General features: G+C 73.1%; 14 protein-coding genes and 1 pseudogene. 11 read left to right on the top strand and 4 right to left on the bottom strand.

Annotated elements, in window-relative coordinates:
* The first annotated feature begins 6 nt into the window (after positions 1–6).
* Positions 7–801, top strand: a complete 795-nt coding sequence (locus tag EFL26_RS16665) for an exodeoxyribonuclease III (RefSeq protein WP_123224033.1) — start codon at positions 7–9, stop codon at positions 799–801.
* Here EFL26_RS16665 and EFL26_RS16660 read toward each other — a convergent pair.
* Positions 768–1529, bottom strand: coding sequence for a YwaF family protein (locus EFL26_RS16660; RefSeq protein WP_221177006.1), 762 nt, complete (start codon positions 1527–1529; stop codon positions 768–770). The genes EFL26_RS16665 and EFL26_RS16660 overlap by 34 nt on opposite strands.
* Before the next feature lie 115 nt (positions 1530–1644).
* On the opposite strand from EFL26_RS16660, the gene EFL26_RS16655 reads away from it, so the two are divergent.
* Positions 1645–2772 carry a DNA recombination protein RmuC gene (locus EFL26_RS16655; protein ID WP_123224031.1) on the top strand — a complete coding sequence of 376 codons (1128 nt, stop codon included), beginning with the start codon at positions 1645–1647 and terminating at the stop codon, positions 2770–2772.
* Positions 2756–3157 (top strand): annotated as a pseudogene (locus tag EFL26_RS24965) (DUF6542 domain-containing protein); the annotation flags it as partial. The gene EFL26_RS16655 and the pseudogene EFL26_RS24965, both read left to right, overlap by 17 nt.
* Positions 3158–3228: 71 nt before the next feature.
* Here the strand turns inward: EFL26_RS24965 and EFL26_RS16650 are convergent.
* Both EFL26_RS16650 and EFL26_RS16645 read right to left on the bottom strand, forming a co-directional pair.
* Entirely contained in the window at positions 3229–3846 is a 618-nt protein-coding gene (locus EFL26_RS16650; protein ID WP_123224030.1) for an L-threonylcarbamoyladenylate synthase, read from the bottom strand.
* Between the two features lie 12 nt (positions 3847–3858).
* The gene (locus EFL26_RS16645) at positions 3859–4866 is read right to left on the bottom strand and encodes a 4-hydroxy-3-methylbut-2-enyl diphosphate reductase (RefSeq protein WP_123224029.1); all 1008 of its coding nucleotides are present in this window, start codon (positions 4864–4866) and stop codon (positions 3859–3861) included.
* Positions 4867–4967: 101 nt separating this feature from the next.
* On the opposite strand from EFL26_RS16645, the gene xseA reads away from it, so the two are divergent.
* Complete coding sequence (gene xseA, locus EFL26_RS16640; protein ID WP_123224147.1) at positions 4968–6245, top strand: exodeoxyribonuclease VII large subunit; 1278 nt, start codon at positions 4968–4970, stop codon at positions 6243–6245.
* The gene (locus EFL26_RS16635) at positions 6238–6447 is read left to right on the top strand and encodes an exodeoxyribonuclease VII small subunit (protein ID WP_123224028.1); all 210 of its coding nucleotides are present in this window, start codon (positions 6238–6240) and stop codon (positions 6445–6447) included. Before xseA ends, EFL26_RS16635 begins: the two co-directional genes overlap by 8 nt.
* Positions 6448–6449: 2 nt before the next feature.
* Here the strand turns inward: EFL26_RS16635 and EFL26_RS16630 are convergent, their stop codons facing one another.
* Positions 6450–7025 (bottom strand): DUF4245 family protein, encoded by a 576-nt coding sequence (locus tag EFL26_RS16630; RefSeq protein ID WP_183408232.1) that lies wholly within the window; start codon positions 7023–7025, stop codon positions 6450–6452.
* 60 nt (positions 7026–7085) lie between these two features.
* Here EFL26_RS16630 and EFL26_RS16625 point away from each other — a divergent pair, with 60 nt between their 5' ends.
* From EFL26_RS16625 to glpX, 6 genes are read left to right on the top strand one after another with little or no spacing between them, the layout of a single operon-like run.
* Entirely contained in the window at positions 7086–8330 is a 1245-nt protein-coding gene (locus EFL26_RS16625; RefSeq protein ID WP_221177005.1) for an SLC13 family permease, read from the top strand.
* A 37-nt stretch (positions 8331–8367) separates the two neighbouring features.
* A complete protein-coding gene (locus EFL26_RS16620; RefSeq protein WP_221177004.1) occupies positions 8368–8781 on the top strand; it encodes a TOBE domain-containing protein in 414 nt (137 codons plus the stop codon).
* Entirely contained in the window at positions 8778–9533 is a 756-nt protein-coding gene (gene modA, locus EFL26_RS16615) for a molybdate ABC transporter substrate-binding protein (RefSeq protein WP_123224026.1), read from the top strand. Before EFL26_RS16620 ends, modA begins: the two co-directional genes overlap by 4 nt.
* Complete coding sequence (locus EFL26_RS16610; protein ID WP_246000237.1) at positions 9530–10330, top strand: ABC transporter permease; 801 nt, start codon at positions 9530–9532, stop codon at positions 10328–10330. Before modA ends, EFL26_RS16610 begins: the two co-directional genes overlap by 4 nt.
* On the top strand, positions 10327–11409 hold the full coding sequence (locus tag EFL26_RS16605) for a sulfate/molybdate ABC transporter ATP-binding protein (RefSeq protein ID WP_123224025.1): 1083 nt from the start codon (positions 10327–10329) through the stop codon (positions 11407–11409). Before EFL26_RS16610 ends, EFL26_RS16605 begins: the two co-directional genes overlap by 4 nt.
* Positions 11410–11418: 9 nt before the next feature.
* Positions 11419–12444: a class II fructose-bisphosphatase gene (glpX, locus tag EFL26_RS16600; protein WP_123224024.1), complete on the top strand. Its 1026-nt coding sequence runs from the start codon at positions 11419–11421 to the stop codon at positions 12442–12444.
* Positions 12445–12462: the final 18 nt, after the last annotated feature.

The raw sequence follows: 12462 nt of genomic DNA, 5'->3' as shown, positions 1-12462 counted from the left end.
CGCCGGGTGCGCATCGCCACCTGGAACGTCAACTCCCTCCGCTCCCGGATCGACCGGGTCGAGGCACTCCTGGAGCGCCACGACCTCGACGTGCTCCTGCTGCAGGAGACCAAGGCACGCGAGGACCAGCTGCCCCTGATGGGCCTGCAGTCGCTCGGCTACGACGTCGCTGCCGCCGGTTTCGACCAGTGGAACGGCGTCGCGATCATCAGCCGGGTCGGCCTCGCCGACGTGAGCGTCGGCTTCGACGGCATGCCCGGGTGGGGCGACTCCATGACCGCCGAGGCCCGTGCCGTCGGAGCGACGTGCGGGGACATCCGGGTGTGGTCGCTCTACGTCCCCAACGGCCGCAAGCCCGACGACCCCCACTACGTCTACAAGCTCGACTGGCTCGACCGGCTCCACGACGCGGCCACGGCGTGGCTCGGCACGCCGACCGTGCTCGGCGGCGACTGGAACCTCGCGCCCACCGACGACGACGTCTTCGACATCACGCGCTTCGCCCACTCCACCCACGTCACGCCGGCCGAGCGGGCGGCGTACCGCCGGTTCCTCGACGCCGGCTGGACCGACCTCGTCGAGCCGCACGTGAAAGGCGCCGACGGCTTCACCTACTGGGACTACTACCGCCAGCGGTTCGAGCGCAATCGCGGCATGCGCATCGACCTGGTGCTCGGCTCGCCGGCCGTCGCCGACCGCGTCACCGGCGCCCGCGTCGACCGCGAGGAGCGCGGCGGCTCCGACGGCCACGGCAACGGAGCCTCGGATCACGCCCCGGTGATCGTCGACCTCGCCGACTGACCGGCGGCCGGGTCGGCCGCGCGGCGCCGGGCGGCCAGCGTCCACGGCAGCGTGAGGACCAACGCCCAGCCCGTCGCGATGATGGCCGCGGCTGCCACGAGGTACCAGGGCCAGGGCCCGAGCAGGTCCAGCAGCGACGCCGAGGACGGCTTGCGGTTGAGGTAGCCGTAGTCGGTGTCGAGCACCTCGTTGAGCGGGAACGCGACCAGGGCCCACACCAGGGTGGCCACCAGCGTGGCGCGGTAGAGCGACCAGGTGGGGCGGAAGCCCAGGCCCCAGGTCAGGTACGCCGCCGCCCACACCACCAGGAAGTGCAGCGTCCAGAAGCCGAAGTAGCGCGGGCTCGGGAAGGTCTGACCGAGCGACGGGGTGACGATCGCCTGGATCGAGAGGGTGAGGGCGACGTAGTAGGTGAACGCCGCGGCTCGCGGGCTCTTCGTCCAGAGTGCGACGACCGCCGTGAATTCCGCGAGGTCGCACAGCTCCAGCGGCAACGACGTGCCGAGGCGGAAGCCGCCGGGCTCGACCGTGTAGTAGACGAGCATGGTCACCGCCGCCAGCGCGAGCACGACGGCGTAGCCGCGGCGGATCGGCCGCTCCCGCGGCGTGCCGCGGTGCGAGCGGCCCCGGACGATCACGACGACGAGCCCGATCAGGAAGATCCCGATCAGCAACCAGTGCTGTCCGGTGAAGGCCTGGAACTTCTCCGAGGCCAGGGGCGCGGTCACCCTCCCATCGTGCTCCTCCGGCCCGGCCCGGCGTACCGGAACCGGCCACTGCAGGGCTGCCCGCCCGCGCGTGGCGCCACGGGATCTGTCGGAGGGTGCTGGCAGCGTTCGGGGCATGGACATCCTGCTTCCCCTGCTGACCCTGGTGATCGGGGTGCTCCTGGGCGTCCTGGGCTCGGTCCTGGTCGGCGGCCGCGGCGGTGCGACCGACCTCGACCGCGCCCAGGACACCGCGGTCATCCGCGACGGGCTCGACCGCCTGCACGACCGGATGCGTGACCTCGAGCACCAGCGGGTGTCCTGGCAGAGCACGCTGCACCAGCAGGTCGACGAGGTCCGGCACTCCACCGACACCCTGCGCCGCGAGACCACCGCGCTGGCGAGCGCGCTGCGCAAGCCGCAGGTCCGGGGCCAGTGGGGAGAGATGCACCTGCGCCGGAGCGTCGAGCTGGCCGGCATGGTCGACCACTGCGACTTCTCCGAGCAGGTCCACCTCGCCGGCCCCGACGGTGTGCAGCGGCCCGACGTCGTGGTGCACCTCGCCGGCGGCAAGAGCGTGGTCGTCGACGCGAAGGTGCCGCTGGCGGCCTACCTGGACGCGCTGGCCACCGACGACCCGGACGAGCAGCGCGCGCACCTCGCGCACCACGGCCGCCAGGTACGTGCGCACATCGACCAGCTGTCCGCGAAGTCCTACTGGCGCGCCCTGGACCAGTCGCCGGAGTTCGTGGTGCTGTTCCTGCCCGCCGAGTCGTTCCTGTCCGCCGCGCTCGAGGCCGAGCCGACGCTGCTCGAGCACGCCGCCGGTCGCAACGTCGTGCTGGCCACCCCCACCACGCTGATCGCGCTGCTGCGCACGATCGCCTACGGCTGGACGACCGAGGCACTCGCCGAGCGCACCCGGGAGATCCACGAGCTGGGCCGCGACCTCTACTCCCGCCTGGGCACGGTCGGCCGGCACCTCGACAAGCTGGGCCGCTCGCTGAAGGGCACGATCGACGCCTACAACAGCACGGTCGGCTCCCTGGAGAGCCGGGTCTTCGTCACCGCCCGGCACTTCGCCGACGTGGCCGACTTCGACGAGCGCATCGAGGCACCCCGGCCCGTCGAGGACTCCCCGCGGCCGCTCACGGCGGCCGAGCTGCTCGACGCGGTCGCCGAGGAGCGTCCCGAGCTCCCCGATCCCGCGCCGACACCGTCCGGCGTGGCTCCCCTGAGGCAGCGACGTGCCGACCTACCGTGAAGAGGTGAGCGCACCCACGCTGTGGGAGGAGGGCCGCTGGTCCGGACGCCGGGTCACGCGGTTCTCGACGCTCGTCTCCGCGCTCCTGGTCGCGGCCGACCTGGTCGTCACCGGTCGGCTCGAGCGGATCTTCGACAGCGGCTTCATCGTGCTCTGCGTGGGCATGGCCCTGGCCATCCGACCCCAGGACTTCTTCCGGGTGGGCGTGCTGCCGCCGATGCTGCTGCTCGGCATCTGCGTGCTGCTCGGGCTCGGTCACCGCGCGGCCATCGCCTCGTCCGGCGACGGCTTCGTCCAGTCGGTGATCTCCGGCCTGGCGCGTCACTCCGGTCCCCTGCTGGCCGGCTACGCCCTCGCGCTCGTGGTCCTGGCGATCCGGTCACGCGTGCTGCGACGGCATGGCACCGGCGCGGCCCTCGGCGACGACGCCGTCACCGACCTGCCGGTCGGTCGGGCTCACTCGAACCGCGACGCGTCGCCGGCGCCGTACCGGGCGATCTCGGCGACCCCCGAGGTGAAGTCGACCACGGTGGACGGCAGCGAGCCGGCCTCGCCCTCGATGACCGCGTCGAGCAGCTGATCCAGCTCGTCCTTGACCAGCCAGCCCTCCGTGAGCGGCTCGGTCTGGCCCGGCAGGAGCAACGTCGTCGAGATCAGCGGCTCCCCCAGCGCCTCGAGAAGCGCGTGCGCCAGCACGTGGTCGGGGATGCGCACGCCGACCGTCCGCTTCTTCGGGTGCATCAGCCGGCGCGGCACCTCCGAGGTGGCCGGCAGGATGAACGTGTACGGCCCGGGCGTGGCGGCCTTCACCATCCGGAAGACCGCGTTGTCGATGTGCACCAGCGGACCCATCTGTGCGAAGTCGTGGCACAGAAGCGTGAAGTGGTGCTTGTCGTCGAGCTGGCGCACCGCCCGCATCCGGTCGAGCCCGGCCCGGTTGCCCAGCTGGATGCCGAGCGCGTAGCCCGAGTCGGTCGGGTAGGCGATCAGGCCGTCGTCGCGCAGCAGCGAGACGACCTGCTCGATCAGCCGCGGCTGCGGGTTGACCGGATGGATGTCGAGATAGCGGGCCACGGGGTCGGTCGCCTACGCCTGCGACTTCTCCCGGGCGCGCAGGTCGCGACGGAGCTCGGGCGGCAGGGCGAAGATCAGCGACTCTTCCGCCGTGTGCACGGCCTGCGCCGCGGGGTAGCCGTGGTCGGCGAGGAACGTGAGCACGCCCTGGACGAGGTCCTCGGGCACGGAGGCACCGGACGTGACGCTCACCTTGTCGACGCCGTCGAGCCACGCGAGGTCGATCTCGGAGGCGTCGTCCACGCGGTACGCCGCCTTGGCACCCGACTCGAGCGCGACCTCGGCGAGCCGGACGCTGTTGGAGGAGTTGGCCGAGCCGACCACGATCACCAGGTCGGCGTCCTTGCTGATCTCCTTGATCGCCAGCTGCCGGTTCTGGGTCGCGTAGCAGATGTCGTCGCTGGGCGGGTCCAGCAGCTGCGGGAAGCGCTGGCGGATGGCGTCGACGATCGTCATGGTCTCGTCGACCGACAGCGTCGTCTGCGAGAGCCACGCGACCTTCGCCGGGTCGCGCACGACCACGTGGGCGACGTCCTCGGGGGTCTGCACCAGCTGGATGTGCTCGGGAGCCTCGCCGGCGGTGCCCTCGACCTCCTCGTGGCCCTCGTGGCCGATCAGCAGGATGTCGTAGTCCTCGCCCGCGAACCGCTTCGCCTCGTGGTGCACCTTGGTCACGAGGGGGCAGGTGGCGTCGATCGTCTTGAGGCCGCGCGCCTCGGCCTCCGCGTGCACCGTCGGCGACACCCCGTGGGCGGAGAACACCACCGTGGCGCCCTCGGGGACCTCGCCGAGCTCCTCGACGAAGACCGCGCCGCGCGACTCCAGGTTGGCCACGACGTGCTTGTTGTGCACGATCTGCTTGCGCACGTAGACCGGCGCGCCGTACAGGTCGAGTGCCTTCTCCACGGTGATCACGGCCCGGTCGACGCCGGCGCAGTAGCCGCGGGGAGCGGCCAGCAGCACGGCGCGGTCGGCCTCGTCGGGCGAGAAGACGGCCGGGTTGCCCAGGTCGGTGGTCATGGGCCCATCCTACGGATCGGCGAACGCGCGCCGTGCCGCGCGCAGCCGCTCGACTGACGGAGCCACGGCGTAGGGTCTCGCACGTGGCAGCCGGCACCCGCATGGAGACCTCTCCCGAGCAGCCCGTGCCGGTCCGCCAGGTGGTCGGGATGATCGCCGGCTGGGTCGACCGCCTCGGCGCCATCTGGGTCGAGGGCCAGGTGATCGGACTGAACCGCCCGGCCGGTTCCGGCACCGACTTCATCCGGCTGCGCGACAAGCTCGCCGAGGTGTCGGTCGACCTGACCGCCCCGCGGGCGGTGGTGGACGCGCTGCCGAGCCCGCTGGTCAACGGCGCCCAGATCGTGGCCTACGCCAAGCCGACCGTCTACCCCGGCCGCGGCTCGCTGTCCCTGCAGGTGCGCGAGATCCGGCTGGTCGGCGAGGGCGAGCTGCTCGCCCGTCTCGAGCGCCGGCGCCAGCTGCTGGCCGCCGAGGGCCTGTTCGCGCTCGAGCTGAAGCGGCCGCTGCCGTTCCTGCCGCGGCAGGTGGGTCTGGTCACCGCACAGGCGTCCGCTGCCGAGAAGGACGTGCTGGAGAACGCCCGGCGGCGCTGGCCGGGCGTCGCCTTCGCGGTCGAGTACGCCGCGATGCAGGGCCCGAACTCCGCGGCCCAGGTCATCGACGCCCTCCGCAAGCTCGACGCCGACCCGACCGTCGACGTGATCGTGATCGCGCGCGGCGGCGGCTCGGTGGAGGACCTCCTGCCGTTCTCCGACGAGGGCCTGGTGCGCGCGGTCCACGCCGCGACCACGCCCGTGGTCTCGGCGATCGGCCACGAGCCGGACACTCCCCTGCTCGACCTGGTCGCCGACCTGCGCGCGTCCACGCCCACCGATGCCGCGCGTCGGGTGGTCCCGGACGTGGCCGAGGAGGCCCAGCGGGTGCTCCAGACGCGGGAGAGGATGCGCCGCTGGATGCACCAGCGGATCGCTCAGGAGCAGCACCAGCTGGACGCCCTGCGCAGCCGGCCCAGCCTGGCCGACCCCCGCAGCGGGCTCGCCGGTCGGGTCGAGGAGGTCATGGCGCTGCGGGCGCGCAGCCGGCGCGTCCTCGGCCATGTGCTCGACCGCGCCGAGGACGACCTCGTGCACCAGGTCGCCCGCGTCCGCGCGCTGTCGCCGCTGGCCACGCTGCGCCGCGGCTACGCGGTGCTCTCCGACGGCGAGGGTCGGCTGTTCAGCAGCGTCGAGGACGTCACGGCAGGACAACGGGTGACGATCCGCGTCGCCGACGGCCGGATCTCGGCGGCCGTCGAAGGCGTCGAACCGATCCCCCTGCCCACCGTGGGCAGCCCCGAGGACGACACCGCAGAGGAGGACGAGGAGTCCGATGACTGATCCCGAGAACGCCCCGGAGCCCAGCTACGAGGAGGCCCGGGACCAGCTGATCGAGGTGGTCCGCACGCTCGAGCAGGGCGGCACCAGCCTCGCCGAGTCGCTGGCCCTGTGGGAGCGCGGCGAGGAGCTGGCCCGGATCTGCCAGGCCGCGCTCGACGGCGCCCGGGAACGGCTCGACGCCGCGCTCGAGGAGAAGGGCTGACCTCAGCGTGCCGGGGTCACCGTGCCCGCGGTGAGCGAGCCGGTGAACCGCGCGACCGTCGCGGCATCGGCCGAGCCGCCGACCAGCACCGACTCGTAGGGCCGGCCCGCTGCCTCGACCGAGCGCACCAGGGCGTGGTCGCCACCGGCGTCGGACCAGCTCTGCCAGGTCTGCCCGCCGACCTCGACGTCCTTGCCGCGCACGGCTGCCTCGTCGACGTACTGGGTGACCAGGTCCTTGGTGGAGGAGAGCGACTCCTCGATCCCGACGTACTTCCCCCGGTCGGTCAGCAGGCCGAGGTGCCACTGCGGCTCGTTGCCACCGGCGTAGTGGACCGAGGTGGCGCGCCAGCCCGCGGGCAGCTTCTCGGGGGCGAACGTCGCGAGCCGCTGCTCGGTGCGGCCGGCGTTCACCCACGCCGACCAGTCGACGGTCGGGACCGGCGTCGCCTTCTTGTCCGAGGTGAGCGCGCGGAACCCGACCCAGGCCAGCACGAGGAGCAGCAGGAAGATGAGCGCGCCCGACATCGCGCCGAAGGTGCGCGGCGGTCGGGGTCCGGGTCGCTCGGTCTGGCTCACGCGCACATCCTGCCAACCACCGCGCAGTGGGGCGCACCGAGCCCCGGCTAGCCTCTCCCGGTGCTCCATGCTCTCGGCGACGGCATCCCCGTGGTGGCGCTCGTCGCGCTGCTCGCGGCGGCGTACCTGCACCCCCGAGGACGGGTCGAGGCGCTCCTCGCCCTCGGGTGCAGCGCGGTCGTGCTGGCCACCGGCACGCTCGACGCCACCGAGGTGCGCCGCGAGCTCGAGCGGCTGCTGCCCGTGGTGCTCTTCCTGATGGCGATCCTGGTCGTCGCCGAGTGCTGCCGGGGAGCCGGCCTCTTCGGCGCGGTCGGCACCCGGCTGGCACGAGCCGGCAGCCACCAGCGGATCTTCGCGCTCGCGTTCGTGGTGGCCACCGCGACCACGGTCGTGCTCAGCCTCGATGCCACGGTCGTGCTGCTCACGCCCGTGGTGCTGGCCAGTGCGGCAGCGACGCACGTGACGGCCCGTCCGCTGCAGCTGGTCTGCGTCCGGCTGGCCAACAGCGCCTCGCTGCTGCTCCCGGTCTCGAACCTCACCAACCTGCTCGCGATGCCGCGGCTCGACGTCGGCTTCGGCCGCTTCGCGCTGCTGATGGCACCGGTGTGGGTGCTCACCCTCCTGATCGAGTACGCCGCGCACCGGCTCTGGTTCCGCGACGACCTCCGCCAGGCCTCTTCCGGCCGGGACGCGCCGAGCCCGCTGCCCCTGCCGACGGTGCCGCTCGTCGTCGTCGCGGCGATGCTGGCCGGGTTCGCCGCGGGCTCGCTGGTCGGAGTGGACCCGGCCTGGGTCGCCGGCGGCGCCGCGGCCGTCCTCGCGGTGCGCGCCCGGCGCCACCGCGAGGTGTCCTGGGGTCGACTCGCGCGGAGCACTCACGCGTCCTTCGCACTGTTCGTCCTGGCGCTCGGGCTCGTGGTGGCGACCCTCGGCCGCGGTCCGCTCGGCGACCTTCTGGGGGCGGTCCTGCCGGACAGCACCGGGCTGCTCGCGCTGCTCGGGACCGCGCTGGTCGGCGCCGTGCTCGCGAACCTGGTGAACAACCTGCCCGCGACGCTGCTGATCGTGCCGCTGGTCGCACCGCTCGGCACGACGCCCGCCCTGGCGGCGCTGATCGGCGTGAACCTCGGCTCCTCGATGACCTGGTCCGGGTCGCTGGCCAACCTCCTCTGGCGACGCTCCGTCGGTCACCACGGCGGCACGGTGAGCAGCCGGGACTTCCACGCGGTCGCGCTCCTCGCGACCCCGGTCGCGGTCGTCGCAGGCGTGACGATCCTGGATCTCTGGGCACGCCTGGTCTGACCGCACGAGCGGAACCGCGGAGCCCTATCGTCCGCAGATGCGGCAGACTGTCACCGTGACGACGTACCGAATTGCGGAGGCGGCCGAGCTGCTCGGCGTCAGCGACGACACCCTGCGCCGGTGGATCGACCAAGGCCGGGTCGCGACCGTGCAGGAAGGCGGGCGGAGCGCGGTCCGCGGTGCCGACCTGGCGACGCTGGCGGAGGCGCTGGTCGACGAGCCCGACCGCGAGGGCCTGCGGGCGTCCTCGGTCAGCGCTCGCAACCGGCTGCCCGGCATCGTGGTCGCGGTCAAGCGCGACACCGTGATGGCCCAGGTCGAGATGGTGTGCGGACCGCACCGGATCGTCTCGCTGCTCTCCGCCGACGCCGTCGACGAGCTCGGCCTCGCCCGCGGCGAGCGGGCGATCGCCTCGATCAAGTCCACCAACGTGGTGCTGGAGCGCCCGTGAGGACCACGAGGACGCTGTCCGCCCTCGCGCTGGCCACGGTCCTGGCCGTCACGGCGACCGGGTGCGGCTCGGACGACTCGGGGTCGAAGCAGACCCTCACCGTGTTCGCCGCCTCCTCGCTGACCAGGACGTTCACCGAGCTCGGCAGGCAGTTCGAGGCCGAGCACCACGGCGTCACCGTGCGGCTCGGCTTCGGTGGGTCCTCCGACCTGGTCGAGCAGATCCGGTCCGGGGCACCGGCCGACGTGTTCGCCTCGGCCGACACGAAGAACATGGACAAGCTCGGCGACGCGGCAACCGACCCGAGGAGCTTCGCGTCCAACACGCTCGAGATCGCGGTCCCGCCCGGCAACCCCGCCGGGATCACGGACCTGCAGGACCTCACGAAGCCCGGCGTCAAGCTGGTCGTCTGCGCGCCCGAGGTCCCCTGCGGCACGGCGACCCAGAGCGTCGCCCGGTCCGCGAGCCTCACCCTGAAGCCGGTCAGCGAGGAGCAGTCGGTCACCGACGTCCTGGGCAAGGTCGCCAGCGGCGAGGCCGACGCCGGCGTCGTCTACGTCACCGACGTGAAGGGCGCGGGGAGCAAGGTCGAGGGCATCACCTTCCCGGAGGCTGCGGGCGCCGTGAACGTCTACCCCATCGCCGCGCTGCGCGATGCGAAGCAGAGCCGTCTCGCGCAGGAGTTCGTGGACCTGGTGCTCGGCCGGGACGGCCAGCAGGTGCTCGCCGACGCGGGGTTCGGCAAGCCGTGAGACCACCGGGCGTCGGGCTGCCGCGCTGGCTGTACCTGCCGGCGGGGCTCGGCGCCGTCTTCGTGCTGCTGCCCCTGGCCGCGATGGTCTCGCGCGTCGACGGGACCCACCTCGTCGCCCTGATCACGTCGCCGTCCTCCCGCGAGGCGCTGTGGCTGAGCCTGCGCACCAGCGCCGCGAGCACGCTCGTGTGCGTGGTCCTCGGCGTGCCGATGGCGGTGGTGCTGGCCCGCACCGACTTCCGCGGGCAGGCCGCCGCACGATCGCTCGTGCTCCTCCCGCTGGTCGTCCCGCCGGTGGTGAGCGGGATCGCCCTGCTCTACACCTTCGGGCGGCGCGGCCTGCTCGGGCACGCGCTGCACGTCGTCGGCGTCGAGGTCGCGTTCACGTCGGTCGCAGTCGTGATGGCGCAGACCTTCGTCGCGCTGCCCTTCCTGGTGATCTCTCTCGAGGGCGCGCTGCGCACCGCCGGACAGCGCTACGAGGTCGCCGCCGCGACGCTCGGCGCCTCTCCGAGCACGGTCTTCCGGCGGGTCACCCTGCCGTTGGTGCTGCCGGGCCTGGTCAGCGGTGCCGTGCTGGCCTTCGCCCGGTCCCTGGGCGAGTTCGGCGCGACGATCACCTTCGCCGGCTCGCTCGCGGGCACCACGCGCACCCTGCCGATCCAGATCTACCTCGAGCGGTTCGACGACCCGGACGCAGCCGTCGCCCTCTCCCTGCTGCTCGTCGTCGTCGCCGTGCTGGTGATCGCCCCGGCGAGCCGCGCGACCGTCCGCCACCGCCGAGGGACCCGATGACCACCCTCGAGTATTACGCCACCGTCGGCGCTCGCGACGTGAGCGTCCGGCTCACCGTGGGGCCGGGCGAGACGGTGGCCCTGCTCGGCCCGAACGGCGCCGGCAAGTCGACGGTCCTCGGCGTGATCGCCGGACTCCTGGCTCCCACGGCCGGACAGGTGACGCTCGGTGGTCGCACCCTGGTCTCCGCCACGGGCCCGGTGGTCGCGCCCCACCGCCGCGACGTCGCCCTGCTCGCACAGGACCCGCTCCTCTTCCCGCACCTCACCGCGCTGGAGAACGTCGCGTTCGGGCCCAGGGCACGCGGCGTACGCCGCCCGCAGGCCCGGGCGACCGCCCGGCTGTGGCTCGACCGCGTGGGCGTCGCAGACCTCGGCGACCGCCGGCCGCACCAGCTCAGCGGCGGCCAGGCCCAGCGCGTCGCCGTCGCACGCGCCCTCGCGGCCGATCCGGCCCTGCTCCTGCTCGACGAGCCGATGGCCGCGCTCGACGTGGCGGTCGCGCCCTCGGTCCGCCAGCTGCTGCGCGAGGTGCTGGTCGACCGCTCCGTCCTGCTCGTCACCCACGAACCCCTCGACGCGCTGCTCCTCGCCGACCGGGTCGTCGTGGTCGACGGCGGCCGCGTCGTCGAGGACGGCCCGACCACCGAGGTGCTCACGCGCCCCCGCAGCGTCTTCGCCGCCCGGATCGCGGGTCTCAACCTGGTCGCCGGCACGTGGGACGGCTCCGGGGTCGCGGCAGCGCCCCTGGTCGTGCGCGGGATGACCGGCGATCCGGCCCCTGCCCGCGCCGAGGAGGCGGTCGCCGTCTTCGCCCCGAACGCGGTGTCCGTCTTCCGCGATACGCCGACCGGCAGCCCGCGCAACGCCTTCTCCGCCGTGGTCACCGACCTCGAGCCCTTGGGCGACCGGGTGCGCGTGCGCACGGAGGCCTCCGGGCACCGGCTCGCGGCAGACGTGACTCCGGCGGCGGTCGCCGACCTGGGCCTCGGCCCGGGCGCGACGGTCCAGCTCATGGTCAAGGCGACCGAGGTGACCATCTACGCCGCGAGCCGCCCCACGGCGTTCTCGGCCCGATAGCATCGGGCCATGGCCGACGCACCCCTCCCCGACGAGCTCGCCGTGGCCCCGTCGTCACCTGACCGCAACCTCGCCCTGGAGCTGGTCCGGGTCACCGAGGCCGCCGCGATGGCTGCGGGTCGCTGGGTGGGCCGGGGCGACAAGAACGGCGCCGACGGCGTCGCGGTCAACGCGATGCGCACGCTGATCTCGACCGTGAGCATGAACGGCGTCGTCGTGATCGGCGAGGGCGAGAAGGACAACGCCCCGATGCTCTACAACGGCGAGCGCGTCGGCAGCGGCGAGGGTCCGGAGTGCGACGTCGCCGTCGACCCGATCGACGGCACCACCCTGACCGCCAAGGGCATGGCGAACGCCGTCTCGGTGCTCGCGGTGTCACCGCGCGGCTCGATGTACGACCCGTCCGCGGTGTTCTACATGGAGAAGCTGGTCACCGGTTCCGAGGCCGCCGACGTCGTCGACATCCGCTACCCGGTGGCGGAGAACATCCACCAGGTCGCCAAGGCGAAGGGCAGCGCACCGGAGGACGTCACGGTCGTGCTCCTCGACCGGCCGCGCCACGCAGGCCTCGCCCAGGAGATCCGTGAGGCCGGCGCCCGCATCAAGTTCATCACCGACGGTGACGTCGCGGGCGCGATCATGGCGGCGCGGGCCGACACCGGCATCGACCTGCTGCTCGGCATCGGCGGCACGCCCGAGGGCATCATCGCGGCCTGCGCGATGAAGTGCATGGACGGCGTGATCCAGGGCCGGCTCTGGCCGCAGGACGACGCCGAGCGCGAGCGCGCGGTCGACGCCGGCCACGACCTCGACCGGGTGCTCTACACCGACGACCTGGTCTCGGGCGACGACTGCTTCTTCGTGGCCACCGGCATCACCGACGGCGAGCTGATGAAGGGCGTGCGCTACCGCGCCGGTGGCGCGTCGACGCACTCGCTGGTGATGCGCAGCCGCAGTGGCACGATCCGGCAGATCATCAGCGAGCACAAGCTCAGCAAGCTGAAGGCGTACGCCGACGTCGACTTCGGCCGCTGAACGGCCGGGCGCGACCGA

It is taken from the genome of Nocardioides pocheonensis (assembly GCF_003725535.1).
In the GTDB taxonomy this organism is placed as follows: domain Bacteria; phylum Actinomycetota; class Actinomycetes; order Propionibacteriales; family Nocardioidaceae; genus Marmoricola; species Marmoricola pocheonensis.
This window is presented reverse-complemented; position numbering and strand designations above follow the sequence as displayed.